This window comes from Pseudomonas sp. NFX183 (assembly GCF_047943075.1).
In the GTDB taxonomy this organism is placed as follows: Bacteria; Pseudomonadota; Gammaproteobacteria; order Pseudomonadales; family Pseudomonadaceae; genus Aquipseudomonas.
Map to the genome: position 1 here is coordinate 771,805 of NZ_CP181333.1, position 24,777 is coordinate 796,581.

Consider the following 24,777-nt stretch of genomic DNA (forward strand, 5'->3'; position numbering starts at 1 on the left):
TCATCCCGACCGCCTGCCCCGCGCATTTTCCACGCCGTTCTGTAACATTTTCAGGGCAAAAGAGGGTTGCCCTCCTGCGACTTGCAGTGCAAAGGTTTCCAAATCACAAGGAACATACAGAGCCCGCTTCGCCGCTCGGTGCATACCGTGCAATGCCCCTGGCGTGCAGCGACACATGCAGTGTCGTGGCCGCGGACGAATACCTCGCCGAGGGCCCAGGTTCTGTGAAGAAGGAGAAGTTGAATGACTTACGAATCGAATGACCGTCTGCTCCGTCATTTTGAAGAACACGGGACCGACCTCACTCAGCAGGTCGACGCGCAACTCCAGCTGGTCGCGCCCAGCAGCCCGAACATTCCCCTTTATCGCGACATGATCCTCACCGTTCTGCGCATGGCCCAGGACGATCGCAACCGTTGGAACGCCAAAATCACCTTGCAGGCGATCCGCGAACTGGACAATGCCTTCCGCGTGCTCGAACAGTTCAAGAACCGCCGCAAGGTGACCGTGTTCGGCTCGGCACGCACACCGGTTGAAAGCCCGTTGTATGCCCTGGCCCGGGAAGTCGGCGCCCAGCTGGCGCAATCGGACCTGATGGTGATCACCGGCGGTGGCGGCGGCATCATGGCGGCAGCCCACGAAGGCGCCGGCCTGGAACACAGCCTGGGGTTCAACATTACCCTGCCCTTTGAGCAGCACGCCAACCCGACCATCGACGGCACTGAGAACCTGCTGTCCTTCCACTTCTTCTTTACCCGCAAGCTGTTTTTCGTCAAGGAAGCCGATGCGCTGGTGTTGTGCCCGGGCGGGTTCGGCACCCTGGATGAAGCGCTTGAAGTGCTCACCCTGATCCAGACCGGCAAAAGCCCACTAGTGCCAGTAGTACTGCTGGATGCTCCGGGCGGCAGTTTTTGGCAAGGCGCTCTGGACTTTATCCGCAGCCAGCTCGAAGCCAATCGCTATATCCTGCCCACCGACCTCAAGCTGGTCCGACTGGTACACAGTGCTGAAGAAGCCGTGGACGAAATCAACCAGTTCTATGCCAACTTTCACTCCACGCGCTGGTTGAAGCGTGAGTTTGTGGTGCGCATGAACCATCCGCTCAGTGAACGGGCGCTGGCTCATTTGCAAAGCGAGTTTGCCAGCCTGCGGCTGAGTGGTGAGTTCCAGCAGCTTGCCTATACCGGCGAGGAACACGATGAGCCGAGGTTCAGCCATTTGACGCGCTTGGTGTTCAACTTCAATGGCCGCGATCAAGGTCGACTGCGAGAGTTGGTGGATTACATCAACCTGCCGGAAAACTGGGCACAGGCTCAGGGGAAAGCGCAGCAGCGAGTAACGCCCGAGCCAGCATGATTTTTTGAAGGCAAAAAAAAAGGCCCACTATTTTCATAGTGGGCCTTTTTAATTTACCGAGTTCGATCAGATGCAGCAGATTCGATGTGGGAGCTGGCTTGCCTGCGATGGCATCATCGCGATCCTACTGGGAAACCGAAGCGTCCACATCGCAGGCAAGCCAGCGCCTGAATTTTAAATTTCAGCAGCTCGAAAGCTCAGTCTTCCATGTCTCGGCCGCTTAACAGGCGGCTGATCATATCCATCGAAAACCCGCGATAACTCAGGAAGCGACCTTGCTTAGCACGCTCCCTGGCATCAATCGGAAGATGGCCGGCAAACTTGCGGCGCCAGGTATCTTCCAACTGCGACTGCCAACTGATACCGCACTCACGCAGGGCGAGGTCGATATCAGCGCGTTGCAGACCGCGCTGGCTCAGCTCTTCACGAATTCGCGCCGGGCCATAGCCGGAGCGCGCGCGGTAGGAGACAAAGCTTTCCAGGTAACGCGCTTCCGACAGAAGCCCTTCTTCCGTTAAGCGGTCGAGGGCAGTTTCGATCATCTCGGGCTCTGCACCGCGCTGACGCAGTTTACGCGTCAGCTCGACTCGACCATGCTCGCGTCGAGCGAGCAGGTCCATCGCAGTGCGCCGAACGGCGACGAGTGTATCCAGTACAACAGTCATCGTTTGCTTCAGATGTCAGTGTCAGCTTCTTCGACTTCTTCAACCGGCTCACGATTGGCAGCAGCTTTCACGTCTGGCGCTGCGGTCAGCAGCTTGTCGCGAATCTGCTTCTCGAGCGTGGCGGCGATATCCGGGTTGTCTGCCAGGAACTTGGCCGAGTTGGCCTTGCCCTGACCGATCTTGCTGCCGTTGTAGGCATACCAGGCGCCGGATTTCTCGACGAAACCGTGCAACACGCCCAGGTCGATCATCTCGCCGTTCAGGTAGATACCCTTGCCGTAGAGAATCTGGAACTCAGCCTGACGGAAAGGCGGAGCCACTTTGTTCTTCACGACTTTAACGCGGGTTTCGCTGCCGACAACCTCGTCACCTTCCTTCACCGCGCCGGTACGACGGATGTCCAGACGAACCGAAGCGTAGAACTTCAACGCGTTACCACCGGTGGTGGTTTCCGGGCTGCCGAACATCACGCCGATCTTCATACGGATCTGGTTGATGAAGATCACCAGGCAGTTGGCGTTCTTGATGTTACCGGTGATTTTACGCAGCGCCTGGGACATCAGGCGGGCTTGCAGGCCCACGTGCATGTCGCCCATTTCGCCTTCGATTTCAGCTTTCGGTACCAGGGCTGCCACGGAATCGACCACGATCACGTCGATGGCGTTGGAGCGCACCAGCATGTCGGTGATTTCCAGGGCTTGCTCACCGGTGTCCGGCTGGGAAACGAGCAGGTCGTCTACGTTGACGCCCAGTTTGCCGGCGTATTCAGGATCCAGGGCGTGCTCGGCGTCGACGAACGCGCAGGTGGCGCCCATTTTTTGCGCCTGGGCAATCACCGACAGAGTCAGAGTGGTTTTACCGGAAGATTCAGGACCGTAGATTTCGACGATACGGCCTTTTGGCAGGCCGCCAATGCCGAGCGCGATGTCCAGACCCAGAGAGCCAGTGGAAATAGCCGGGATCGCCTGACGATCGTGATCGCCCATACGCATTACGGCACCCTTGCCGAATTGACGTTCGATCTGACCCAGGGCCGCAGCCAAGGCTTTCTTCTTGTTGTCGTCCATTAAAGTCCTCACGTAATCAATAAGGCCTGACGGCCAACACCTGTATAAGTAGACAGTATTGTTCCACAAAGATCGAAGATCGCCTACCCCTGTTTTTCTATTTCTAGTGCAGCTCGTCGCAACAAGCCCTCAAGCGCGGCTTTTACCGTTTGTCGGCGGACCTCGTCGCGGTTGCCGGGGAAGTGCGCAAGCTCGGCCGTCACCTCTTCGCCAACCCCAAACGCCAACCAGACGGTGCCGACCGGTTTGTCCGGCGAACCACCATCCGGCCCTGCCACACCACTGACCGCCACGGCAAAGCGCGACAGGCTTTTTTCCTGTGCACCACGGACCATCGCCTCCACCACCTCCTGGCTGACAGCGCCGACTTTGCCGAACAGTTTCTCCGGTACGCCCAACTGCCGGGTCTTCTGTCGATTGGAGTAAGTGACATATCCCGCCTCAAACCAGGCCGAACTACCTGGAATCCGCGTGATGGCTTCGGCGATACCGCCGCCGGTGCACGACTCGGCGGTAGTGACGTGGGCATTGAGCACCTGCAAACGGCGACCCAGTTCAGCGGCCAGTTGAGTGATTTCCTTCACGGTCGACTCCAGAAGTAGGCGGGGGATTTGCCTACCCTACAGGAGCAAATCGCACGCGCAAGCGACAGACTGGATCAAGATGCTAACGCCCGACGGCGCGCACGTACGCTTGGCAGGCACGTAAGGCGATCAGGGCGTTATCGCCGTCGTCGGTGATGGCGATAATTCGTTGAGCATGCGCCGGGTCAAGTCGGGCTCGCGGGGCTGCATGAACCACGCCGCCGGAGGTGGTGGCGGCTGGCATTGGGCAGCCGAGGGTACGGTCGGTGGCGTCGAGAAGGACTGACAACCGCACATCAGCAGTGGCCAGGCGGTCGCGCAGAGCAGCTTGATTACGCTGGGCATCAATCAATTCCTGGGCATGTTGTCGGTCGCTGGCACTGAGTTGCTGCTCCAGCGCCAGCCGTTTTTTCTGCTCTGCCTGCTGTCGAAGCGAGGCCGCCTGAGCGTTTAGATCCGCCTGCTGCTCAAGCTGCGTACCATATCGCCACGCCTGCACCTGCCAAACCGCAACCACCAGCAAACACACGCCGATCAGCCGTAACCCGCCTAAGAAGCGCACAACACCGCCTTCGCCCGGGCCCACAATTGCAGCCGGTGCTCCAGCCCGCTCAACCCACCGTTGATGCGTCGGGTGATGGTGGTGAACTGGTCCTTGTCGGCCAGCTCATTCAAACCGTTGCTTTGCCAGAACCACGCCGCAGATTCACACGCCCACTGCGGCTGCTCCAGCAACTCGGGCTGGCGCAGCAGGCGATCGTCGCCAAACAGCGCCTGGCTGCACGCCAGGTAATTGCGCCGACCCGTAATCTGGATCAGCCCCCTGCCCCGGTACTTCTGGCCATCGCCGTCCGCTTCGGGAGTGTTGCCCAGGCGTGCGGCCAAGATGCCGGTGTCGTATTTGCTGAGGTATTGGTCGCTGCCCAGTTCGCGCACGTAGCGCAGCTCGCCGGATTCGTGACCGATTTGAGCCAGGAACGCAGCGATGCGCTTGGGTTGGCCGATCTGGAACCTGGACATTGCAGTATTCAATGCGGACAAAAAAAGGCCCGCAACAGGGCGGGCTCCGGGCAGGATTTGAACCAGTTGAGAAAGCGTTATAGCCATGGGTCCTCACTCGGCCGCGGATAAACCGTTGGCCATGATCGTGCATCGATAACTCTCGCTGCGCTTGCCACTGGAGGTCACCGTCTTGATCGACCAACGGCCGCGCATAAAGTCGGGCCACGACTCGTCCAGCAGCAACAGGCCTTCAGCGCCGAACAAGGGGTTTCCGGGGCAGATCACATTGACCTGCATCCCTTCGCGCCCCACTCGGCGCATCTCGCCCTCGGCAGCGGTTCTGGCTTCAGCCTCGTTCTGGTAACGCTGCGTCACCACCTTGAACGGCGCGATGCCCACCTGCACCACCCGTTGTTTACCGGCTGCCGCGTCCCACCAGGACGTTTGTGCGCCCAGGTAAGTAGCGCGGCTGGTTTGGGTAAAGCTGGCGGCGATAAACGCGCGATCACCCGGACGATTGTCGTGGGTGATCGACAACGGCACGACCGGCAAGACCTTGCCCGACAGCGATTTTGTCTGCCCTTTGCGGCCCAGCACATACAGCTCGTCGACAGGCTTGGCCACGGCATCGAAGCGATTGGCCAGACGCGTGAGAAACGCCATGTCACTTTCATTGGTCTGGTCGATGTGCGGGATATGCTCGCCTTCCAGATCAGGCGCCACGCGCGGTGAAAAACCGTAGCGCGTGGTCAATTGGCGAAACAGCGCACCCAGGCTGATCGGCCCGTGACTGGCGGTGCGCCGCTTCTTGAATTCGGGCTCATCAAAGGGCGCCGCCGTCGCCACCAGCACCAGACGCAGAGGGAACAGTGACGGTGTACGCTGGGTGATCTTGAAGCGGCCCTTGTCCACCAGGCCCGACTCCCGATACCCGATGCGCAAGCCGATACGCCCGCCCAGGCTGGGCAGCCCTTCAAGGCCCTCGATGTCGAGTGTCAGCTTGAGCTGGTCGGACGTAAACCCGGCCATGTCGGTATGCTCCCACTCCAATAGCCGCTCATTGAGGAGCGCGGCATTGGCACCGTAAATCTCCACCACGGGTGTAAATCCAAGTGTCATGGTTGCTCCTTAATCCCAGGCCGTAACCGGCTGCCTGGCCACGGGCTGGGTATCCAGCTCAGGCACAATCACATTGACGCCTGCCGGCAATACCGCGCCCTGTTCGGCCAACTGCGGGTTCAAGCGCCACAGCACCTCTTCGGCGGCATCATCACAGCGACCGAGCTCGCGATAGAGCAACAGGTTGACCGAGTCACCGGCAATACTTCGAACCTTACGCATTGACGAACTCCTCCAGTACCAACACCCAATTGACCACCATGGCCGTGCCGTCATCGATCACACAGGACTGTTTTTCGTCCACCGATTTGATGGTCCACAGCCCCCAATTCAGGCCTACGCCATCGACCAGCGGCAACGGCACACGCTGGGCTTGCAGCGCACGCAATTCGTCCATCCGCGCCATGCCCAGCGCGCGTGCAGCCTTGCCGCCGAATGACAGCGTTTCGAGCGCCTGGCCAACTTGGGTGGATTTGGGCTTGCCGGAAACGATATCCAGGCTGCCCCAACCCCCACTGCTCAAACGGTCCAGGGTGTCGTAGGCGAACCCACGGGACAGCCCGAAAATAAACGGGCCCAACGCCATTTGTTGTCGCATCACACCACTCCTGTATCGGTCAGGGCCGAGTCACGTCGCGTCGCCAGCAGGCTGTCCATCGACAGCGGCGAGAATTGCGCTTCGATCTGTTGCACCACGATCGCGGCCAGTTGTTGTGGGTTGGCCTGCTCGGGTGCGTTGATGGTGATTTGCGGCGCGAAGTTGACTTGGCGGTTGTCGGCTTGAGCGCTACTGAGGTTTTTGCTGGTCTCGCCAGGTGATGGCAGACGGTCATCGGAGCCCATCAGTTTTTCACTCAGCCATGCGCCGATATCACTGCCGGCAAACGTACCCAGCGCGCCGCCGACCACTTTGCCGATGGCACCGCCAGCGACACCGCCCATGACCCCGCCCAGCACTGTGCCAGCCCCCGGCACCACCGAACCGATCGCCGCCCCGGCGAGCGTGCCGAGCGCGCGGCCAACGGCCATGCCCGCAAATTCGCCAGCAAAGCCACCGGCAACGCCGCCGCCGACTGACCCTACCGTGGTGCCGACGGCTTTACCCAGGTTCCCCGACATCGCGCCCTGGACAAGGTCAACGCCAGCACCCGCCAGCACCACGCCAAGGGAGCCTCTTCGCGCGACCTTACTGGCTCTCGCGGTTCGTGAAGGCTTGTCTGCGGAGCGATCACCGCGCGGTGTTTCGTTGCCTTTGGGTGTGTTCTGGCTGGCTGGCGCGCTCACCTTGCCTGGTGTGGTATCGCCGCCTCCGAGAATCTTGCCGGCGACCTTCTCGAACACCTTGTCCTTCACCGCATCGAACACACCAGAAAACACCGGCCCCAGCGCCGCGCCAGCCAGCGTTACAGCGGCCGTGGTCTTGGGCAGCGCCTCGGCCAACCAGCCCACGCCCGTCACCAGCCCGGTCATCGCGGTTAGCGAGGTGTCCACGATCGGCGCCAGTGCGGCATCCTTGGCCGTATCCAGACGCGTGGTGCTGGCCTCGAAGGCTTGACGACGTGCCTGTGTGGAGTCTGCGCGAACCGCTGCCGAACGCAGGACCGAGCCTTGTTCGCCAAGTGCCGACGTCGCGTACACCGACTTGTCGGCCACCAGCGTAAACGCCTGCTTTACCGTATCGATGGCGGGCACCAGGCTCAGAATCGACTGGTTGCCATCGAACAATTGAGTGGCCAACGCCGCTTGTTTCTCAGCCGGTTGCGCCTTGAGCGCTTCAAGCACCGTGAGCAGAGTCTGTGGCGCATCCTGCTGCATCCCGCCAGCGAGCAACGTGGGATCAAGCTTGAGCGCCGCCCACGCGTTGCGCTGGCTTTCAGAAGCGCCGTCGCCTTTGGCCAGGGTGCTGCTGATTTTCTCCAGCGCGACACCGGCTGCACTCTTGCTGTTGCCGGCACTGAGCAATGCCGCCGAAAGCGCCGCTGCCTGCTCGGGGCTCATGCCCGCAGCGGTGGCCGTCCCCCCTGCGCGCTGCACAATCGCGCCGATATCCGCCGCTTCTGCCTTGAGCGAAACGTGGGTGCCCAACACATTGGTCGCGTCAGCCAGGTCCCGGGTTTGCTCGCGGTCGATTTTCATCGACTCGCGCCAGCCGCCCATCATGTCGCCGGCATTTTTGACGTCGACCTTGAAGGCCGTCGCCATGATGGCTGCGTCGCGGGCGAACTGGGTCAGGTCGTCCTGACGAGCCGCGCGGTCGATATTGCCCGAGGCATCCTTGCGGTCGCTGCCGATGCCGGACCGGGCGGCCACATACTCGACCTGTGCCAGCTCCACAGCGCTTGCACCGCTCGCCGCTACCATCGGTTCCGACGCCATGGCCAAGTTGGTTTCGCGCAGTTGTTTGCGCTGGCGGCCGACAAACATCAACAACTGATCCAGGTCAGTCATCGCGGCATCCAGTGCCTGCGAGGGTTTGCGCGCCTCAGCGGGGGCTGCAGCTTTTGCTGCTCCCGCGCCTTCGCCAGCTTCAACTTGCCGGGCGTCCATCATCTTGAGCAGTGAGGCGTTGAACAGCTCGAGGGTATTCACCAGCCGATCCTGCCCCGCCGCCAGGAGATTGATCTCAAGGCTGGCAGTCGCCAGCGCCAGCCCCAGACTCGCGGCCTCTACCGGCATCACGCCCGAGGGCCCGGCGAGTGTTGACGCAATGGGTTTGATACTGGCCTGCGCCACTGCGGTGTCACGTGAGCCCAGCGTCAGCTCGCCTTCCGTGGCGATGGCTGACGGGCTTGCATGGTTATTGCCTGCCATACCGCTCTACTCCTGTTTGACGCCAAGGCGAGTGATCGCGATGTCGTAGCGGCGCAATGCTTTTCCGGCGTCCCAGTCGAGGATCTCCGCCTCATTGACCGAGTAAATCAGTGGCACCACATCGAGGATCACTTCGATGTCGCGCTCCGAAAGAAGTCCGCCGGTTTGTTTAAAAAATCGTCGATGCGCTCCTGCAGTTCCGTCCAGTCGGGAACGGTCAGCCCGGCCAGGTCAGGGATCATCAGGCCGGTGCAGTGAGCGGTGATGAATTCGGCGCGTTCTTTGTTGGTGGCGAGTTTCTTCATGGCCTTGGTAGCGCGCAGGGCAGGCATTTCCAGGCTCAGTGCGGTCAGGCTGCGGCCGGCGGCGTCGAGGGGCAGCAGCAGGTGCACCTGTTCATGCTGCGACGGTTCATCGCGTTCGCCGAGGAAGAACGACGCTGGGCGCGTCGACATCTCGTGCACGTACTGAGCAATGCTCACGTAGTCCGGGCGCTTGAGCTGATCGAGTTCTTTTTCCGACAGGCCGGTGGCGAGTTTCGCCAGTTCAAAAAACTGGTCGTCCTCGTCATCACCGGCCCGGGCCAGCGCAGCTTTTTGCGCGGCGTAGAACAGCGGCTTGAGTTGAATCTGCTGGATCGTCGCGCCAGTGTCGGCGGTGATCGGAGACAGCAGAATGTGCAGCGGTGGCATCCAGGCCATGGGGCAATTCCTTGTTTAAGCGTTGTTGAAAGCAGCGCAAATCTAAAGCTGAGCGCGGTCGATGTGGGAGCTGGCTTGCCTGCGATGGCATCAGCTCGGTAAACCAGGCACACCCAGTCGCCTGCATCGCGGGCAAGCCCGGCTCCCACATTGACTGTGCTCACTTCAGGTCACGGTAGCCCTTAAGGCATCAGCACAGCGCGGCGGGCATCGCCGAGAATGTCGACACCGTTGAGCATGAACTTCTGGGTACGCACGTCGATGTCGATCACCGGAATGCCGTTTTCCAGACGGTTGTAGGTACGGCACGACAACTCCAGGGTGGTAGTGGCCTTGTCGCCCATCTTCAGCTTCGCCTCCTCCAGGGATTTAAGTTTGCCGCCGACGGTGTGGTAGGTGAAATAGGTCTTGCCATCCTGGTCCTGACCGGCTTCACGCACGTTCAGCAGAATATCGTCGCCCTGACGCACGCCCAGGGCCAGCATGATTTCCGGCCCGGCACCTTGCAGAACCAACTTGGCATTGAGCACCTTGCCGCTCTTGGCCATTTCTTCGGCGATGAAGCGCCCGCCGGACATGGATTCCATGTCGAATTCGATCTTCGGCGGGGTGAACTCGTCTACCGTCGCGGACAACGGCAGGCCTTGAAGGGTGGCCGCAATGGCCTGTCTTACACGGTTGGTAAACATTAGAGAACGTCCTCCAGGAACTGCTCGATGATTTCATCGCGGGCATTGAGTTGATAAATCATGTGTTCATTCGGCGCATAGCGGCCGTAGTCGATGACGATGAACCAGGTGCCGTTCTTGTACTTCTCGACACTGTTGAGTTCCGGGTGCAGGTACACGCTGCCGCCTGGGATGGTTTCGTCGGCGACCAGGGTTTGCAGCCAGTCGTTGATGCGCTTGACCTCCTGGTCCATGAAGGACTTGGTGAGGTTCTTGGCCATGGCTTTCTGGCCGGCCTTGACCAGCTTGCGGCTGATCGCATCTTCCAGGCCGACGTAGCTGATGAACTTGCCGGTGATGGAGCGGTTACCCAGCAGCGAAAAACCGCCAAGGATGGTGCGCGCGTAGTAGCTCACGCCGTAACGGTTGAGCAGGTCGCCTTCGGTGGAGGTGTCGAGGATGTTGTACTCGACCACGCGGGAAACGTCCTCAGCGAACGTCACCTGGTTGCCTGGGCTTTCCCACTGCTTGACCTTGGCCAGTGCAGCGATGGCCAGCGACGATGGCGACAGGAACACGTTCTTTTTCGCCGCCTTGGAGTACACCGACGGCATGTTGTGCACCAGCAGGCAACGGTCGAAACCGAGGTCGGCCCCGCCCAGCTCGCCGCTGTAGGTCACTTGGTCAGCAACCGAAGCATCCTTGCCATCCAGTACCACACGGGCCTTGATGCGCTTGCCGAAAGACGCGAACTCACCGGCCACGGCTTTGGTGCCGGTGAAGCCCGGGGCGCCGATGATGGTCAGGTCTTCAGGGACGCTGCTCAGGGCAGCCAGGCCCAGTTTGCGGCCAGTGGTCGGCTCGTTGCCGCCGATCACATTGTTGAGGGTGTCGGCCGGGGTTGCGCCCTCCTCCACGATCACCACGTAGACCGGCACCTTCACCACTTTGAGGATCTGGTAGACGGCCTGGAACAGCGTGCCCGACTCGGCGCCGGTCGGATCCAGCAGCGCCTGGGTGGTGAAGCTGTTGATGCGAAACGGCGCGTTTTTCGGGATCGACGCGTGGGCATTCGGCGCAGTGCCGACCAGGCCGATGACGTTATCGCCAAGGCCACCCATGGCCTCGGGGGATTCAGTGGCATTCACGGTGATGCCGTTGTGCTCGAAGTTCAGAACCTCAGCCATGGTTAGTCAGCCTTCTTGGGGGTGGAGTTAAGGACGCTGGTCAGTTCCAGGCGGCCGGCGGTGCGCAGGGCGGATGCTTCGACGTCGAGCAGTTCCAGTTCTTCGCCGGCGGTGGACCAGTGGCCACCTCCGATGGGGAATGGGATGAGGACGGTGTAGGTTTGGCGGTTGGCCATAAGTGGGATTCTCCGGGTGGAAAACGCCAGAGCCCCTGCGGGCAGGGACTTTGGGGGGGCGAAAAAAAACCGCTTTCGCGGTGGGTTATTTCAGGAAGTCGGGCTTTTCCGGCCAAATCACCGCATCAGGGTCAGCGCCTTGATCAGGGATATCACGAAGCCCCTGACGATAAACCGCAAACGCAGCTTTATTTTCATCCAACATTGGATAGTCGGGCATCGCCGCATAATCACTGGTAGATAAATCCTGATCACGAGCACTACGAATGACCTGCCACTTAATAAGTGGGTGAAGTTCTGCAGGCACAAAAATTGGTTTCATGGTTTCTCCTTAGCTCAAAGCCAACATAGTTCCCCAGTCGCCTGGACTGGTAACAACACCCGTGCACGCGCCTGCCAACATGACTTCAACAATACCGGAAGCAGACGTCCGCACTGGATGAAGGTGGTAATAGGCGCCAAACAGGTCACTCGGGGCAACAACCGTAGAGCACCAGCGCCATTTACCTTTTTCTGCCCCAGTGCTCCAGGCACCAGTAATGGAACCCTCCACTACCCGGACAAAAGCACCCACCGTGATATAGGAATTGAGCGGAACCGCGCCCGTTCTATCAGCAAGCGCAGTATCAACCGTATAAGGAAACGCGAGCCAAGGACTGACATCTGCGATTGCCCACTTCAATTGCCACACATTGACAGTAGTGCGCCAATACTCACTGGCCCTGATATCAAAGCGAGGAAATTGCTCGCGCACATCTGCCTGGACTTGAAGCAAAAAGTCCACGTCTGCTTGCGGGCGCCCTGTGGCTTGAGAGGCAGTGGTGATTGAACGAAGCTTATTGCTGGTAACCTCGCTGTGAACCCCCCAGTTGTCGATCAGCTTCCCGTCGGCACTAGGATACAAGTTAAAGTTTTTAGTCACTGCAAGCCTTGGCAAACGGCTTTTCAGATCTAAAAGTTGTGCATCGTAGGCACGACGAGCGTCCGCAATCGCCTTATCTATCTCACCGACTTTGTCAGTGACGACACTGGTAAGACTATTCGCCGCGCTAACGACCGAAGCCAATTGCTGTTCTGTACTCAAAATATAAACTCCTTATCTGTTTTGATGACTGAGTGAAACTCAATGGCCGACACTAAAAAAACTCACCGTCAAACACCCCCCTTACTTTCAAGTTGCATTACTCGAAACAAGAGCCCGACACCTCTGGCCATATTGTCAACAGTGGCAGCCGAGAGACTCGCCAACTCATCGACCAGCAACACATTAAGGTTTTCACTCCCCACCACAATCGTCACGCTATCCGCCGGCAACGGCGAAATATCCAGCGTGAATTTTTGCAGTACTCGCGCCGCTGCCGCTTTGTACGTCAACAACTTCCCTGCCACGGAATACACCGCTAGCAAAGTCCCGCTGGCGAGATAAAACCCGAACTCGCCAATTTCATATTCGGCCTCGCCATCAAACAGCGCGGCCATCCTGAGTTGCCGGTCGCCCAGGTCCTCGTAATCCACAATCGCGACCCGTTGGCGCTCATCGCGCAGCGCCACCTCCGTGCCGTCCGGGTTGTAGCGACCGGTGCCGGCGCCGATGTGCGTGATTTCGCCTTTCAGGCCCTGGTTCTTTGCCTGCAGCACTTCATCCAAACCCTTGGAGGTGAAGCGCACCAGGCGCGTAATGTCATCTGTCATGGCTGCGCCCTGAGGTCGTAGTCGTTAATGGTGTAGTGCCGGGCCAGCCCGGCACTGGTTAGCCGGGCGGCAAGCCCGAATTCCGGTAGCGCACCTTCAAGCTGCAACTCGCCATCGCTCAATGGGGTGTGGGCTGCGCTGTTGAAGGAGACGGCACCGTGAAGCTTCGCTTCGGGCAGTGCGCCAGGAGGGTTGTCCTCGCCGATGCTCAAACCGGGGTCAACGGCACCGGTGAGCCGCAGACCCTGGGAGGTTTCATGCACGATGGTGATCGTCGCCAGGTCCCGCTCACTCTGCGCCGCATTGATCCGGCGAATAAGCCGGTTATGATCGCCGCTGGACCAACTGCGCCCGATGATCGCCTGCACATCAAAGGTGTAGGGGACACCCAATGGCCGCTGCTGATACCAGGCGCTGATGTTGGGGGTGAACCCCAGCGACTCCACTGCGTAGCTCAACGCCTTGGGCGTACCCGCCTGGCGCTGGATCTGCCAGGACAAGGCTGTGGTGAGGCGCTTTTCGGTCTCGCTGGCGTGCGCATCCCACTCACTGACACCACGGTCGGCGGCTAGGTAAGGAAGAAATTCGGCTGGTGTCTGCAGCGGGTTCATCAAGGCCGGAAACGGCGGTACAACCCGCTCCAGCAACTGCCCGAAGCCCAGGTCCAGCGCTTTCTCCAACGGTGAGCTGTTAGCCGGCAAGAGGCTCGCTTTGGGTTCACTCATAGCGTGCGCACCTCCACCTCGACGCCCGTACAGTACGGGGCCTGGAACGCAGTGCTGACAATCGGCTCCAGCGGTTCGAGGATCTGCAGTTGGGCGGCGCCGGCGCTGTGGATGGCGTAGTCGATCCAACTTGGGTCGACTCGCCCTTCCAGACGATGACAGGAGTCGGCGTAGGTCTGCAGCAGCTGCTGCGCGGCAACCTGGGTCAACCCCGAATCCGGGCCGGCGTTGATCCAGGCCACTACGCGAATCTTGTAGTGCTGAACCTGCGCCCCTTGAACAGTGACTAGGTCCGTTTCCGGCCTTACATCTGGTCGTGCGAAATGTCGCCGTACGCCGTCCAGCAAATCGGCAGACGCGGTGCCATCGCGCTCCCTTGAAAGCACAGTGACCATCACTTCGCCGGGGGCGGTACGTCGGCCGTTACCGTCCTTGACCTGAGCCGCATAGCCGTCCGGATCAAAGGTATAGCTGACAGTCACCACGCCCGGCGTGGCGCTTTGCACCTTGACCGACGGCCGCTCGCCAAGGGTGAACACCTCGCGACGATATTGCATGCGCGAGCCCGCCGCCGGGGCATGTGGCGCCAGGTAATAGCGCAGGCGAGCGTCGTCGTCGCTCTCCAAGATCGGCGGCTCCGGCGGGAACGCCGCCGGGTCGCCGGGATCGAGTACCTGGCGTTCCAGGCCCATATCGGCCAGGCGCGCATCCAAATTGCTGCCGGTGGCCCACCACGCCAGCATCTGTTTGATGCGCGCGTTGTATTTGCGCTCGTGGGTTTGCAGCCGCACACAAAACGCTTCCAGCGCCAAGGTCAGCAGCTCGCTTTCATTGTCGAGGCTGGCCCTGAGTTTGGCCGCACTTTGCGGCGCTCGGGTGGCGACGTAATCGACAACAAACGCCTTGAATTCGGCCAGCAACGGTTCGAACTCATCCACCGCGATGATGGCCGGTTCCGCCAGTTGGTTCTGGCCGGGGATCAGCATGCTCATGTCACGACCTCAAAGGATTGTTGGCGATTTTTCCAGGTGCCGGCAAAGCGCAGCAGCAGGCCCGCGCCTTGGCGGGTTGCGACGATGACCTGGGGTTGGAAGTCGCCGATGCCGTTCTGCGCGTTATAGAACGCTTGGGCGGCGTGGCTTTGGGCGAGGATCAGCAGGTCGTCGCCGAGGTTCTGGCCGAGCAGTTGCGGCATCTGCGAGCCGTACAGCGGGCGTTTTTGGCGAGTGCCCACGGGGGTGGTCAGCGCTCGGGTGGCGCGCTGCACGAATTGCAGCCAGTCATCGACGGCTGCCCCGGTGTTCCTGTCAATTCCGATCATGCGGTGTCCTTATCGGGGGCTGATGACGCGTCCTTGGTGGTCCACTACGGGGCCGCTGAAGTGTGCGCCGCCAGCATCGAGCAACAGGCTGGTGCCGCCGATTTGCAGGGTGATGCCCTGGGCGCTCATGGTCAGGCTGGCGGCGCCGACCTTGATGTCGACCTGTTCGCGGGAGCCGGTAAATGTGGTGGGGCCGTTGACCCAGTTGAACGTGTGGCTGGCGTCGTCGTAGTCGCTTTGAGTGCCGTCCCGATGGCGGCGCCGGGTCAAGCTGGCAACGCTGGAGACCGGCGGAAACTGACTACTGTTCAGGCCGAACAAGGCCACAGACTGGCCGCCGCCTTCGCCGCCGCCGTAGTTGAGCAATAGGCATTGTTCGCCCACGGACGGAATGCGTGTTTCAGTCTGTGCACCGGCGCTGGGGTTGAAAAAGCGGATGGCCGGCGTGAGCAACTCACCGTGGCTGACCTTGCAGGTACTGCTGGCGGCGTCGACCTCCTGACACACGCCAATGCGGCAGAAGCTTTCGGCACGTCGGTAAAGGTCTTCAAGCTGGGTTTCCATTTCCACCAGGCGCTCGACGATCGGCCCCAGTTGCATGCGTAACAGCGCGTCGAACATGGGCTACTCCGCCAGTGGTTTGTATTGATCGGGGTCGTTGATGTTCGAGACTTCCCAGGTGCGGGCGAACAGCGGTTGGCCTGTGGGATCGTCGAGCAAAGACGGGCCAAGGTAGAGGTTCTGGGTAAAGGACACCGTCCAAGTGTCGTAGTCCATTTGCGCACCGTCTTTTACGACAGGCGCGGCGACGATGCCGGTCGGCAGGTCGCATTGGCCCGGCGGCAAGCCCCAGCGGTTATCCAGGGCCAGGTCCATCAATTGGCTCGCCAGGTCGCAGGCATCGAACGGCGCGGAGCCTTTGCCGATCATCGCCTTGAGTGAAACAGACAGCGCATGGGCTTTACGCCCTTCCAGTGAGCGGATGCCGGGGCCGTTGCGCTCAACGGTGATCAACACGCCGGTTTCATCCGCTGCGTTCTGAAAATCCCGATGATTGCCTACATGCAGCTGTGGGAAAGCACTTTTGAGGGCCTCGCCGATGGCAGTGGGAAGCTGGGAAGGTTTTTCGATAAGTGTCATCTGTCGCGTCCTTGCAGGGTTGATTGCTGATCCGGGCGGGAAGGCGGGGCGTTGTTCACGGCAACCCGCCTGGCTACCCGTCATGGATGAGTAATCCAGGCAAGTGGGGGTGCCCCGCACGGCGGCGGGGACTTCCTGCTAGTGGGAAACGGCGTTAGAAGGTCCAGCTCCATGCCGGAAAGGAAGGCAGAGGACCGGTACCGTGATCTGGATAGAACACGTGAGGCGTAGGCGCCGCAGTGGGGGTAAAGCCAAAACGCGCCCACATCGGCACGCCATCAATCAAGACGATATTGCCGTCGTCCTGCAACTGCAGGTAGGTACGGTCTGGTCGGCCAGCCTGGTCACTCACTGGAATCCAGCTGGTCAGGGCGACCCATGTGCGGCTATGCACGTGGTCAACGAGAAAGGCTCCACCTTGCATGTAGAAGCAGTTGACCAGATCCGAGTTAGGACGGTCGTCTACATAGGTGTAAGGTACAGCGCTATCGGCTACCCAGATTTTGACGCCGTTATCGTAAAGCACCAGGTTTGCGTCAGCCTCCAGGATCAGCTTGTACTGCTTGCTGGGAGACTCGAGGTACTGCCCGACCAGCATGAAGTTGCGGGGAGGAAGTACCGAGCTTCCGTTTTCGGTAAACGGAATAATATGAAATCCACTACTGGACATGTTGATCACCTTTTTGGTCGATTTATCGCGGAGGATTCCGCTTTTACGTCGCTCAAAGGCGATTGCTCGAGGCTCGCGGCCTTCACATGATTCAACGTCCCACACCGGGGGCACTTGATCTGGAGCTCATTGCACTCACCCGTTCGGGCAAGTAATTTTTTGCAGCTGCCGCATCTGAGGTCCTTGAGCATTGAGGGACTCCTTTCGCGAATTTATGGCCCGGTCGTACCGTGAAGCTACGGGCTTGACTCATTCACCGCGGCGGATACGCGGTCATCGCACCCCATCACGGTTGATCCTGGCGTGGAACGGGAGGGTCATTGACGCCGATACGCCTGGCGGCCCAGCGTTCATACAGGCCGATGGCCACATCGGCACCCGCCATCGCGGTCAGGCAACCAATGGCGCCAGCGGTCCAGATCGACATGCCCGCGGCGTAACACAGCATCAAGGCTGACACCCCACAGACCATGCACGCTCCGGACCTCAGGGCCAGGCGCCGGATCAGCGACCAACCGCGTGCGCCCTCCTTGTCGGCGCGCCACATTTCGCCGGATACACCACCGATCAGGGCCAGTGCGATCACCAGCCAGATAGGCATTTCCGCTAACGCTTGCTGCTCGTTTGTCATGTCACGCCTCCTGGCTGAGCATTACCGGCAAAGGGCCGGCTTGTTGGGTAAATCCATTTATAGGTAGGCATTCCAAAAAGCCCGGTCGCCCGGGCTTTTCAGTAATGCGGTCCAGATTCGGTCTTTCGGCGCTACTGGCGCGGTACGGACCTTTCCTAAGATGTTTTTCCGACCACGATCCCTGTCTGCCGGATAACTGCTTCTGGTGCTTTACGCTGCACACCCGGGTCAGTTGCCAACCCTCTGAACCGTTATTAGGCCGGTTCATCGCTGCCTGTTTTTGAAGCGTTGAAACTAAAGAGCGTCGGCATCCTTGCCGGTGTTGCCTGGCATCCCTGCCATCGCTTCGATGGCGTCCTTGCCGATGTTGCGTGTCGTCCTTGTCTTCCTTGGCAGCATCCTTGCCGCCTCCACCACCTTGTTGGCTGGCTTGAGATGAAGAATATGCATGTATGCATATACAGTCAATGCACAAATGCATTTATTTTTCTGCGATAAATGCACGGATGCATTTTCAGCCTTGCGGGTGAAGGGTTTGCCGGTTTTTTGCAGACGAAAAAAAGCCCGCGCACTGGCGGGCTTTGTCTTACGTAAGGAGGTTAACGGGCGTACATGCCCCACCAGAATACATGGCCGAGGATGCTGATCTGCTCATCCTGGATATCCTGGAAACTGTAGTCCTCATCCGGGTGCTCATCGCGATTGAAACTGCGCAGACGAATCCCGGAAGGCAGGCGGTAGAGCTGTTTCACCCGCAACTGGCCATTATGGTTGATGGCATACAAGTCGCCATCGACGATGTCGCCAATGCCACTCTTGCCTGCGTTCACCCCGACCGTGGCGCCGTCGCGCAGCACCGGCAACATACTGTTGCCGCGCACCGTCACGCACTTGGCCTGGTCGAACTGCACACCGTTATGCCGCAGGCTGCGCTTGCCGAACCGCAGGCTGGCCTTCTCGCTTTCCTCGATGACGAATCTTCCTGATCCAGCAGCCAATTCAACCTCGCGCAGAAAGGGGATCGACACCTCGTCATCATTAACGGGCGTGTCGTCATCCCACAGGCTTATGTCCTTGAGTTCCGAATGCATCGGGTCGCGCCCGTCATCGCGCAAAGCCCCCGCCGCCGCGCGCCCGCGCAGGTGGTCGGTGCTGACGCGAAAGTACTCGGCGATGCGCGAGATGTGCTTGTCCGACGGATCAACGATCTTGCCGCTGAGGATCCGCGAGAGTGTGGATTGAGGCACGCCGGTACGCCGGTGAAGCTCCGTGGGGGAGATCCGGTCGCGGTCCAGCAGTTCTCTTAAGACGGTAGAAACGTTGCGTTTTTGCATAACGCGGATAGTGCCGGGTGTTTTGGGGGTTGGCAAATGCTAATTTGCATAATTTATGCAAAGTCAGAAAACGTAATCCAACACGTCGGTAAGTAATGGGGCCTAAGCACTCGTCAATTTCAAAGTCTGAGAGACTGCTATCAGCCAAGAGCAGTCATTCATCTCATCTTCAAACAAGAGGTTATTTATGGGAGGACGATAACCGAGAATTCATGAGGCACCGACGGTCGGACTCGTCTCAAGCACCGCCCTGGAAGGCCGATACCACAGGTGTTAGTTTGCGCGGCTCCGGCTACAAACCGGAACCGCAGACAGGGATGTTTGGACGTCTTTTACGCCCAACCAGGCGTACCTAATTCCTGTCATGAGTATCATCCGATGCTGCAAAGATCCCTAAGAACTCAAATCCTCGCGCTGCTGAGCGGCAGCCTGTTGGCGATGTTGCTGATTGCTTTGGCATGCTTTCATTTCCTGTCCAACGGCGTGCAAAACTACGCCAACCTAATCGAAGGTCCGCTGCACACGTCGCAATTGATCGACGAGGCCAACCTGCAATTCAAGGTGCAGGTGCAGGAATGGAAAAACGTATTACTAAGGGGCAAGCAGCCGGCAGACCTGGATAAATATTGGAAGCAATTCGAAGAACGTCAGCGCGATGTACAAGGGATTCTCGGCGAACTGGCTAACCAGAAAGGCCTGGACGGCCCACTCAAGGCCCGCATCGAACGCCTGCGTGACGAACACCGTCAGCTGGGCAGCGCTTACCAGAAAGGTCGCGATGCCTATATCGCCGCGGGTGCAGACCCCAGCGCAGGCGACGCCGCCGTTAAAGGCGTCGACCGTGCTACCAGCGACCAGATGAGCGAACTTGTCGGCGAACTGCGCAAGCAGGGCACCGAGCAATCGACGCAGATCAGCGCGGGTGCAAAGCGCACGGTGATGTTGGGGATTATCGTAATGCTCGCCTCGGGTCTGTTGATCGGCCTGTTGAGCCTGTGGCTCATCAACCGCAACTTGGTTGACCCCATCCGCAAGCTGATCGACTACGTGGCGCAACTGAGCCAAGGCAAATTTGCCGAACGCGTGGCCAGTAGCCGTGAAGACGAGTTGGGCAAACTGGCCATGGCCGCCAACACTTTGCGCGACTTTCTCGCCGAAACTTTCAACCGCTTGCAGCGCAGCGCCAAGGATCTGGACAGCGCAAGTAGCGAGTTAAGTACCATCGCGGGTCTCATGGCCAGCGGCACCAACGAGCAGTTCGACCGTACCGATCAGGTGGCCACGGCGATGAACGAAATGTCCGCCACCGCCCAGGAAGTGGCCCGTCACGCAGCCGATGCCGCACGCGCAGCCGATGATGCCGACCAATCCGCACAGCAGGGCGAAAAAGTCATGCGGGGCACCATTCACACCATCACTCAAATGCGTGGCGAGATCGCCAACACAGCGACGGTCATCCGTCGCCTGGAAACCGACAGCGGCCGCATCGGCAAGGTGCTGGAAGTGATTCGCGGCATCGCCGAACAGACTAATTTGCTGGCGCTGAACGCGGCGATCGAAGCGGCCCGTGCCGGTGAAGCCGGACGCGGTTTTGCGGTCGTGGCCGACGAAGTACGAAGCCTGGCCCAGCGTACGGCGGCGTCGATCATCGAAATCAACCAGATCATCCAAACGGTGCAAACCGGCGCGGTGGACGCGGCTCAGGCGATTGAAAGTGGCCAGTCGCGCAGTGAAGAAAGTGTCGCGCAAGTGAATGAGGCCGGCGCCATGCTGGAGCGCATCACCCATGCCGTAGAAGCCATTCGCGACATGAACCGCCAGATTGCCACCGCCGCCGAAGAGCAAACCTCGGTGGCGGAAGACATCTCGCGCAACCTCACCGAAATCACCACGATTGCCAGTACCAACCTGGACAACATGCAGCGCACCGAAGCGGCAAGCCGCAACCTTCACGGGTTGTCAGGGCAGTTGAACGAAGTGACGGCACGCCTGAGTGCTTAGTCGGACCGTTAGCGTTTAGATCGGCTTCAGGCTGAGCAGCCATGTTGGAAGACCGAGCCCCGTATTTGGTCATAGCCTTACACGGGGCAAATGCTCAGACCAAAGACTCTCAGCATGTGTAACCTTGCGGCGGTGATACTTAATCGACGAAACGTATGCTTTTTTGCTGCCATGCTGGACAGCTTTTTGGCCAGGCACTTTTGGCAGCAACTGCGTTAGATCCAATAATTGGGTCTCCGCTTTTTCGAGCGCGGTGATTGAGTAGCGCAGCCAAACCTTTTCAAGTGGCCGCAGGTCAGGGCTCTTATCGTTAGGTGATCATTTGCGGGGCGTATCCTCCCGCATGGGTCCGCTGGCAACTGGCAAAGCAAAGAGGCTCCCCTTTTTCCCAGTTGCGCCCACCCCACCACCACGCTACCCTCCCCTCCGTCGCTGCCAATTCAGCGATCGGGCCTGATAACCCGGCAAGATGCAGGCGCACCAAGCGCCCCCAAAACTCGATTTGCAGGCGTTTTTTTTCGCCTCACAATTCGTGCAATGGCGGCTGTGCGTGGGAGACCTTCGGGTCTGCCGGGTTCCTGTATCTCCGGTTTATCAGCCTGCGCACAGCTGCCACCCAATTCGCCTGATAACGAACGTGGTAGCTCTCAATTGATATGGGAGTTTTACCGATGACCGCTACAAATCCGTCTGCATTAACCACCCTGGGCGTCACCCCCTTCTCCTTCCACTCCGACCAACCTCTATTGCGCGTCAACAGCGGTGTTGCCCTGCACGAAGCCTTGCACCACGCCTCCGACCTCCTCCACGTTGCCAAGCAGCTCGCAGAAGATGCGGCGATGACCAAGGAGACGGATCGTTACGCCTGGGCGTCGCATTACTTGCAGGAGATGGCGAAAGCGGTGGTGGATGATGTGGTGAAGGTGTTGGATTCGCCCGGTAACATTCAGTAAATCGGGCAACCGTAAAAAAGGGCGGCGCTTATATAAAGGCGCCGCCCTTTTTTGTGTTTTACCTGGCCGTTTGCGACCTGCGAAGGGCCGACTTCACGTGTTAACCTTGCGCCCATCGCAACAAATGCTGGGCCAAGCGCCCGATGCCGATCAGTTGTGCGACCACGATTGGGCAGACACCGAAGATAAATGTGGGAGCTGTCGAGCTACAGCTCCCACCTTTGACCTGCTGTGTTTGGACGTCCGCACTTTTAACTGATCGACACTGGACCACGCGCCCCCTTTGCCCCATCACTTTCAACGAATTTGCCTACTATCCAATGAGTAAAAACACCTCCGATCTGTCCTCCCACACGCCGATGATGCAGCAGTACTGGCGTCTGAAAAACCAGCACCCTGATCAGTTGATGTTCTATCGCATGGGCGACTTCTACGAGATCTTCTACGAAGACGCGAAGAAGGCTGCCAAGTTGCTGGACATCACCTTGACCGCGCGCGGGCAGTCGGCGGGGCAGTCGATTCCGATGTGTGGGATTCCTTACCATTCGTTGGAAGGCTACCTGGTTAAGCTGGTGAAGCTGGGCGAGTCGGTGGTGATCTGTGAGCAGATCGGCGACCCGGCGACCAGCAAGGGGCCGGTTGAACGTCAGGTGGTGCGCATTATTACGCCGGGTACGGTGAGTGATGAGGCGTTGCTGGATGAGCGTCGCGATAACTTGATCGCAGCGGTGTTGGGCGATGAGCGTTTGTTCGGCCTGTCGGTGCTGGATATCACCAGCGGCAATTTCAGCGTGTTGGAGATCAAGGGCTGGGAGAACCTGCTGGCGGAGCTGGAGCGTATCAACCCGGTGGAGTTGTTGATTCCGGATGATTGGCCGAAGGACTTGCCGGCAGAAAAGCGTCGTGGGACCAAGCGTCGTGCGCCGTGGGATTTTGAGCGTGATTCGGCGCTGAAAAGTTTGTGCCAGCAGTTCTCGGTGCAAGACCTCAAAGGCTTCGGCTGCGAAACCCTGACCCTGGCCATCGGCGCCGCCGGTTGCCTGCTCGGTTATGCCAAGGAAACCCAGCGCACCGCCCTGCCGCATTTGCGCAGCCTGCGCCATGAGCGCCTGGACGACACCGTGGTGCTTGATGGCGCCAGCCGTCGCAACCTCGAGTTGGACACCAACCTGGCCGGTGGCCGCGACAACACGCTGCAATCGGTGGTGGACCGTTGCCAGACCGCCATGGGCAGCCGCTTGCTGACCCGCTGGCTGAACCGGCCGCTGCGCGACCTGAGCGTGCTGCAAGCGCGCCAAACCTCTATTACCTGCCTGCTGGATGGCTATCGCTTTGAAACGCTGCAGCCGCAGTTGAAGGAAATCGGCGATATCGAGCGCATCCTGGCGCGGATCGGCCTGCGTAACGCGCGGCCGCGTGACTTGGCGCGTCTGCGCGATGCCTTGAGCGCGCTGCCGCAGTTGCAAGCGGCGATGGCCCATCTCGACACGCCGCACCTGCAACAGTTGGCCGTGACCGCCGGCACTTACCCGGACCTCGCAGCGCTGCTGGAAAAAGCCATCATCGACAACCCGCCGGCCATCATCCGTGACGGCGGTGTGCTGAAAACCGGTTACGACACCGAGCTGGATGAACTGCAATCGCTGAGCGAAAACGCCGGGCAATTCCTGATCGACCTGGAAGCTCGCGAAAAGGCCCGCACTGGCCTGGCCAATTTGAAGGTCGGTTACAACCGCGTGCATGGCTACTTTATTGAGTTGCCGAGCAAGCAGGCCGAGTCGGCACCAATCGACTATCAGCGTCGCCAAACGCTCAAAGGTGCCGAGCGTTTCATCACGCCGGAGCTCAAAGAATTTGAAGACAAGGCGCTGTCGGCCAAGAGCCGCGCCCTGGCGCGCGAGAAAATGCTCTATGAAGCCCTGCTCGAAGACTTGATCAGCCGTCTGGCGCCGCTGCAGGACACCGCCGCGGCCCTGGCGGAACTGGATGTGTTGAGCAACCTCGCCGAGCGCGCGCTGAACCTTGACCTGAACTGCCCGCGGTTTGTCAGCGAGCCGTGCATGCGCATCGTGCAGGGGCGTCACCCGGTGGTGGAGCAGGTGTTGACCACGCCGTTCGTCGCCAACGACCTGTCGCTGGATGACGACACCCGCATGCTGGTGATCACCGGTCCGAACATGGGCGGTAAATCCACCTACATGCGCCAGACCGCGTTGATCGTGCTGCTGGCGCATATCGGCAGCTTTGTGCCAGCGGCCAGTTGCGAGTTGTCGCTGGTCGACCGTATTTTCACGCGGATCGGTTCCAGCGATGACCTGGCCGGTGGCCGTTCGACCTTTATGGTGGAAATGAGCGAAACCGCCAACATCCTCCACAACGCGACCGAACGCAGCCTGGTGCTGATGGACGAAGTCGGCCGCGGCACCAGCACCTTCGACGGGCTGTCGCTGGCCTGGGCGGCGGCCGAGCGATTGGCGCATTTGCGCGCCTATACATTGTTCGCCACGCACTATTTCGAGCTGACCGTGCTGCCGGAAAGCGAGCCGCTGGTGGCCAACGTGCATCTCAATGCCACTGAGCACAACGAACGTATCGTGTTTCTGCACCACGTGCTGCCAGGGCCGGCGAGCCAGAGTTACGGCCTGGCCGTGGCGCAATTGGCCGGTGTGCCGGGCGACGTGATCACCCGCGCTCGCGAGCACCTCAGCCGCCTGGAAACCACGGCCTTGCCCCATGAAACCGTGGTGGCAAGCCCTAAAAAAGCCAGCAGCAAACCGGCCGCGCCGCACCAGAGCGACATGTTCGCCAGCCTGCCTCACCCGGTGCTGGATGAACTGGCCAAGCTTGACCTGGACGGCCTGACCCCGCGTAAAGCGCTAGAAATGTTATATGCACTGCAAGTTCGGATATAACGCAGACGCTTGCAAGCTGATAGAATCTCGCGCGGTTTGGGATGCTGCGGGCTTTTAGCCTG

General features: G+C 59.8%; 31 protein-coding genes. 4 read left to right on the forward strand and 27 right to left on the reverse strand.

The features are described from left to right. Positions 1 to 243 precede the first annotated feature (243 nt). A complete protein-coding gene (locus ACM530_RS03750; protein WP_416364284.1) occupies positions 244 to 1,356 on the forward strand; it encodes a TIGR00730 family Rossman fold protein in 1,113 nt (370 codons plus the stop codon). 197 nt (positions 1,357 to 1,553) lie between these two features. Here ACM530_RS03750 and recX read toward each other — a convergent pair whose 3' ends face one another. From recX to ACM530_RS03885, 27 genes are all read right to left on the reverse strand, one after another. After that, a complete protein-coding gene (gene recX / locus ACM530_RS03755) occupies positions 1,554 to 2,021 on the reverse strand; it encodes a recombination regulator RecX (protein WP_017137076.1) in 468 nt (155 codons plus the stop codon). A gap of 8 nt (positions 2,022 to 2,029) precedes the next feature. Continuing rightward, positions 2,030 to 3,088 (reverse strand): recombinase RecA, encoded by a 1,059-nt coding sequence (gene recA, locus ACM530_RS03760; protein ID WP_003189042.1) that lies wholly within the window; start codon positions 3,086 to 3,088, stop codon positions 2,030 to 2,032. Between the two features lie 83 nt (positions 3,089 to 3,171). Continuing rightward, positions 3,172 to 3,672, reverse strand: a complete 501-nt coding sequence (locus tag ACM530_RS03765; RefSeq protein WP_106577235.1) for a CinA family protein — start codon at positions 3,670 to 3,672, stop codon at positions 3,172 to 3,174. Positions 3,673 to 3,754: 82 nt separating this feature from the next. After that, positions 3,755 to 4,234: a lysis system i-spanin subunit Rz gene (locus tag ACM530_RS03770; protein ID WP_416364285.1), complete on the reverse strand. Its 480-nt coding sequence runs from the start codon at positions 4,232 to 4,234 to the stop codon at positions 3,755 to 3,757. Next, entirely contained in the window at positions 4,222 to 4,779 is a 558-nt protein-coding gene (locus ACM530_RS03775) for a glycoside hydrolase family 19 protein (RefSeq protein ID WP_416364286.1), read from the reverse strand. The genes ACM530_RS03770 and ACM530_RS03775 overlap by 13 nt, the downstream gene beginning before the upstream one ends. A 6-nt stretch (positions 4,780 to 4,785) precedes the next feature. After that, the gene (locus ACM530_RS03780) at positions 4,786 to 5,793 is read right to left on the reverse strand and encodes a phage late control D family protein (RefSeq protein ID WP_416364287.1); all 1,008 of its coding nucleotides are present in this window, start codon (positions 5,791 to 5,793) and stop codon (positions 4,786 to 4,788) included. 9 nt (positions 5,794 to 5,802) lie between these two features. After that, positions 5,803 to 6,015 (reverse strand): tail protein X, encoded by a 213-nt coding sequence (locus tag ACM530_RS03785; protein WP_106577239.1) that lies wholly within the window; start codon positions 6,013 to 6,015, stop codon positions 5,803 to 5,805. After that, complete coding sequence (locus tag ACM530_RS03790; RefSeq protein ID WP_145161628.1) at positions 6,008 to 6,391, reverse strand: phage tail protein; 384 nt, start codon at positions 6,389 to 6,391, stop codon at positions 6,008 to 6,010. Before ACM530_RS03790 ends, ACM530_RS03785 begins: the two co-directional genes overlap by 8 nt. After that, positions 6,391 to 8,604, reverse strand: a complete 2,214-nt coding sequence (locus ACM530_RS03795; RefSeq protein ID WP_416364288.1) for a phage tail tape measure protein — start codon at positions 8,602 to 8,604, stop codon at positions 6,391 to 6,393. The genes ACM530_RS03790 and ACM530_RS03795 overlap by 1 nt, the downstream gene beginning before the upstream one ends. A gap of 6 nt (positions 8,605 to 8,610) precedes the next feature. Next, on the reverse strand, positions 8,611 to 8,736 hold the full coding sequence (locus ACM530_RS03800) for a hypothetical protein (protein ID WP_017844653.1): 126 nt from the start codon (positions 8,734 to 8,736) through the stop codon (positions 8,611 to 8,613). Continuing rightward, complete coding sequence (locus ACM530_RS03805) at positions 8,733 to 9,305, reverse strand: phage tail assembly protein (RefSeq protein WP_145161622.1); 573 nt, start codon at positions 9,303 to 9,305, stop codon at positions 8,733 to 8,735. The genes ACM530_RS03800 and ACM530_RS03805 overlap by 4 nt, the downstream gene beginning before the upstream one ends. A 182-nt stretch (positions 9,306 to 9,487) precedes the next feature. Next, positions 9,488 to 9,994: a phage major tail tube protein gene (locus ACM530_RS03810; RefSeq protein WP_416364289.1), complete on the reverse strand. Its 507-nt coding sequence runs from the start codon at positions 9,992 to 9,994 to the stop codon at positions 9,488 to 9,490. Next, positions 9,994 to 11,160 (reverse strand): phage tail protein, encoded by a 1,167-nt coding sequence (locus ACM530_RS03815; RefSeq protein WP_106577244.1) that lies wholly within the window; start codon positions 11,158 to 11,160, stop codon positions 9,994 to 9,996. The genes ACM530_RS03810 and ACM530_RS03815 overlap by 1 nt, the downstream gene beginning before the upstream one ends. A 2-nt stretch (positions 11,161 to 11,162) precedes the next feature. Beyond that, positions 11,163 to 11,336: a hypothetical protein gene (locus tag ACM530_RS03820; RefSeq protein ID WP_177410080.1), complete on the reverse strand. Its 174-nt coding sequence runs from the start codon at positions 11,334 to 11,336 to the stop codon at positions 11,163 to 11,165. An 85-nt stretch (positions 11,337 to 11,421) separates the two neighbouring features. Next, complete coding sequence (locus ACM530_RS03825) at positions 11,422 to 11,658, reverse strand: tail fiber assembly protein (RefSeq protein WP_369300849.1); 237 nt, start codon at positions 11,656 to 11,658, stop codon at positions 11,422 to 11,424. A 9-nt stretch (positions 11,659 to 11,667) separates the two neighbouring features. Next, positions 11,668 to 12,420 (reverse strand): hypothetical protein, encoded by a 753-nt coding sequence (locus ACM530_RS03830; protein WP_369300850.1) that lies wholly within the window; start codon positions 12,418 to 12,420, stop codon positions 11,668 to 11,670. 68 nt (positions 12,421 to 12,488) lie between these two features. Next, a complete protein-coding gene (locus tag ACM530_RS03835; RefSeq protein ID WP_369300851.1) occupies positions 12,489 to 13,028 on the reverse strand; it encodes a hypothetical protein in 540 nt (179 codons plus the stop codon). Further along, complete coding sequence (locus ACM530_RS03840) at positions 13,025 to 13,753, reverse strand: phage tail protein I (RefSeq protein WP_369300852.1); 729 nt, start codon at positions 13,751 to 13,753, stop codon at positions 13,025 to 13,027. The genes ACM530_RS03835 and ACM530_RS03840 overlap by 4 nt, the downstream gene beginning before the upstream one ends. Beyond that, positions 13,750 to 14,745, reverse strand: a complete 996-nt coding sequence (locus tag ACM530_RS03845; protein WP_416364290.1) for a baseplate J/gp47 family protein — start codon at positions 14,743 to 14,745, stop codon at positions 13,750 to 13,752. The genes ACM530_RS03840 and ACM530_RS03845 overlap by 4 nt, the downstream gene beginning before the upstream one ends. Beyond that, a complete protein-coding gene (locus ACM530_RS03850) occupies positions 14,742 to 15,074 on the reverse strand; it encodes a phage baseplate protein (protein WP_416364291.1) in 333 nt (110 codons plus the stop codon). The genes ACM530_RS03845 and ACM530_RS03850 overlap by 4 nt, the downstream gene beginning before the upstream one ends. A gap of 9 nt (positions 15,075 to 15,083) precedes the next feature. Next, entirely contained in the window at positions 15,084 to 15,695 is a 612-nt protein-coding gene (locus ACM530_RS03855; protein ID WP_106577250.1) for a phage baseplate assembly protein V, read from the reverse strand. A gap of 3 nt (positions 15,696 to 15,698) precedes the next feature. Further along, entirely contained in the window at positions 15,699 to 16,214 is a 516-nt protein-coding gene (locus ACM530_RS03860) for a hypothetical protein (protein ID WP_416364292.1), read from the reverse strand. Between the two features lie 154 nt (positions 16,215 to 16,368). Beyond that, positions 16,369 to 16,884: a hypothetical protein gene (locus tag ACM530_RS03865; protein WP_416364293.1), complete on the reverse strand. Its 516-nt coding sequence runs from the start codon at positions 16,882 to 16,884 to the stop codon at positions 16,369 to 16,371. 5 nt (positions 16,885 to 16,889) lie between these two features. After that, on the reverse strand, positions 16,890 to 17,075 hold the full coding sequence (locus ACM530_RS03870; protein ID WP_416364294.1) for a Com family DNA-binding transcriptional regulator: 186 nt from the start codon (positions 17,073 to 17,075) through the stop codon (positions 16,890 to 16,892). Between the two features lie 95 nt (positions 17,076 to 17,170). Further along, on the reverse strand, positions 17,171 to 17,515 hold the full coding sequence (locus ACM530_RS03875) for a phage holin family protein (protein WP_416364295.1): 345 nt from the start codon (positions 17,513 to 17,515) through the stop codon (positions 17,171 to 17,173). A gap of 294 nt (positions 17,516 to 17,809) precedes the next feature. Then, positions 17,810 to 18,136, reverse strand: a complete 327-nt coding sequence (locus ACM530_RS03880; RefSeq protein WP_416365144.1) for a hypothetical protein — start codon at positions 18,134 to 18,136, stop codon at positions 17,810 to 17,812. Continuing rightward, positions 18,115 to 18,858, reverse strand: a complete 744-nt coding sequence (locus tag ACM530_RS03885) for a LexA family transcriptional regulator (protein ID WP_262210630.1) — start codon at positions 18,856 to 18,858, stop codon at positions 18,115 to 18,117. The genes ACM530_RS03880 and ACM530_RS03885 overlap by 22 nt, the downstream gene beginning before the upstream one ends. Before the next feature lie 369 nt (positions 18,859 to 19,227). Here ACM530_RS03885 and ACM530_RS03890 point away from each other — a divergent pair, with 369 nt between their 5' ends. The 3 genes from ACM530_RS03890 (at position 19,228) to mutS (ending at position 24,715) form a co-directional block, all read left to right on the forward strand. After that, positions 19,228 to 20,850 (forward strand): methyl-accepting chemotaxis protein, encoded by a 1,623-nt coding sequence (locus ACM530_RS03890; protein ID WP_416364296.1) that lies wholly within the window; start codon positions 19,228 to 19,230, stop codon positions 20,848 to 20,850. Between the two features lie 671 nt (positions 20,851 to 21,521). Then, positions 21,522 to 21,803, forward strand: coding sequence for a DUF3077 domain-containing protein (locus ACM530_RS03895; RefSeq protein ID WP_416364297.1), 282 nt, complete (start codon positions 21,522 to 21,524; stop codon positions 21,801 to 21,803). Between the two features lie 320 nt (positions 21,804 to 22,123). Then, on the forward strand, positions 22,124 to 24,715 hold the full coding sequence (gene mutS, locus ACM530_RS03900; RefSeq protein WP_242194395.1) for a DNA mismatch repair protein MutS: 2,592 nt from the start codon (positions 22,124 to 22,126) through the stop codon (positions 24,713 to 24,715). The last annotated feature ends 62 nt before the right edge of the window (positions 24,716 to 24,777 follow it).

Excerpts from the sequence above, each read along its gene's own strand:
- ACM530_RS03750 (WP_416364284.1), top strand. The coding sequence starts at position 244 with ATGACTTACGAATCGAATGACCGTCTGCTCCGTCATTTTGAAGAACAC.
- recX (WP_017137076.1), bottom strand. The coding sequence starts at position 2,021 with ATGACTGTTGTACTGGATACACTCGTCGCCGTTCGGCGCACTGCGATG.
- recA (WP_003189042.1), bottom strand. The coding sequence starts at position 3,088 with ATGGACGACAACAAGAAGAAAGCCTTGGCTGCGGCCCTGGGTCAGATC.
- ACM530_RS03775 (WP_416364286.1), bottom strand. The coding sequence starts at position 4,779 with ATGGCTATAACGCTTTCTCAACTGGTTCAAATCCTGCCCGGAGCCCGC.
- ACM530_RS03780 (WP_416364287.1), bottom strand. The coding sequence starts at position 5,793 with ATGACACTTGGATTTACACCCGTGGTGGAGATTTACGGTGCCAATGCC.
- ACM530_RS03785 (WP_106577239.1), bottom strand. The coding sequence starts at position 6,015 with ATGCGTAAGGTTCGAAGTATTGCCGGTGACTCGGTCAACCTGTTGCTC.
- ACM530_RS03790 (WP_145161628.1), bottom strand. The coding sequence starts at position 6,391 with ATGCGACAACAAATGGCGTTGGGCCCGTTTATTTTCGGGCTGTCCCGT.
- ACM530_RS03795 (WP_416364288.1), bottom strand. The coding sequence starts at position 8,604 with ATGGCAGGCAATAACCATGCAAGCCCGTCAGCCATCGCCACGGAAGGC.
- ACM530_RS03805 (WP_145161622.1), bottom strand. The coding sequence starts at position 9,305 with ATGGCCTGGATGCCACCGCTGCACATTCTGCTGTCTCCGATCACCGCC.
- ACM530_RS03810 (WP_416364289.1), bottom strand. The coding sequence starts at position 9,994 with ATGTTTACCAACCGTGTAAGACAGGCCATTGCGGCCACCCTTCAAGGC.
- ACM530_RS03815 (WP_106577244.1), bottom strand. The coding sequence starts at position 11,160 with ATGGCTGAGGTTCTGAACTTCGAGCACAACGGCATCACCGTGAATGCC.
- ACM530_RS03820 (WP_177410080.1), bottom strand. The coding sequence starts at position 11,336 with ATGGCCAACCGCCAAACCTACACCGTCCTCATCCCATTCCCCATCGGA.
- ACM530_RS03825 (WP_369300849.1), bottom strand. The coding sequence starts at position 11,658 with ATGAAACCAATTTTTGTGCCTGCAGAACTTCACCCACTTATTAAGTGG.
- ACM530_RS03835 (WP_369300851.1), bottom strand. The coding sequence starts at position 13,028 with ATGACAGATGACATTACGCGCCTGGTGCGCTTCACCTCCAAGGGTTTG.
- ACM530_RS03840 (WP_369300852.1), bottom strand. The coding sequence starts at position 13,753 with ATGAGTGAACCCAAAGCGAGCCTCTTGCCGGCTAACAGCTCACCGTTG.
- ACM530_RS03845 (WP_416364290.1), bottom strand. The coding sequence starts at position 14,745 with ATGAGCATGCTGATCCCCGGCCAGAACCAACTGGCGGAACCGGCCATC.
- ACM530_RS03850 (WP_416364291.1), bottom strand. The coding sequence starts at position 15,074 with ATGATCGGAATTGACAGGAACACCGGGGCAGCCGTCGATGACTGGCTG.
- ACM530_RS03855 (WP_106577250.1), bottom strand. The coding sequence starts at position 15,695 with ATGTTCGACGCGCTGTTACGCATGCAACTGGGGCCGATCGTCGAGCGC.
- ACM530_RS03860 (WP_416364292.1), bottom strand. The coding sequence starts at position 16,214 with ATGACACTTATCGAAAAACCTTCCCAGCTTCCCACTGCCATCGGCGAG.
- ACM530_RS03865 (WP_416364293.1), bottom strand. The coding sequence starts at position 16,884 with ATGTCCAGTAGTGGATTTCATATTATTCCGTTTACCGAAAACGGAAGC.
- ACM530_RS03870 (WP_416364294.1), bottom strand. The coding sequence starts at position 17,075 with ATGCTCAAGGACCTCAGATGCGGCAGCTGCAAAAAATTACTTGCCCGA.
- ACM530_RS03875 (WP_416364295.1), bottom strand. The coding sequence starts at position 17,515 with ATGACAAACGAGCAGCAAGCGTTAGCGGAAATGCCTATCTGGCTGGTG.
- ACM530_RS03890 (WP_416364296.1), top strand. The coding sequence starts at position 19,228 with ATGCTGCAAAGATCCCTAAGAACTCAAATCCTCGCGCTGCTGAGCGGC.
- ACM530_RS03895 (WP_416364297.1), top strand. The coding sequence starts at position 21,522 with ATGACCGCTACAAATCCGTCTGCATTAACCACCCTGGGCGTCACCCCC.
- mutS (WP_242194395.1), top strand. The coding sequence starts at position 22,124 with ATGAGTAAAAACACCTCCGATCTGTCCTCCCACACGCCGATGATGCAG.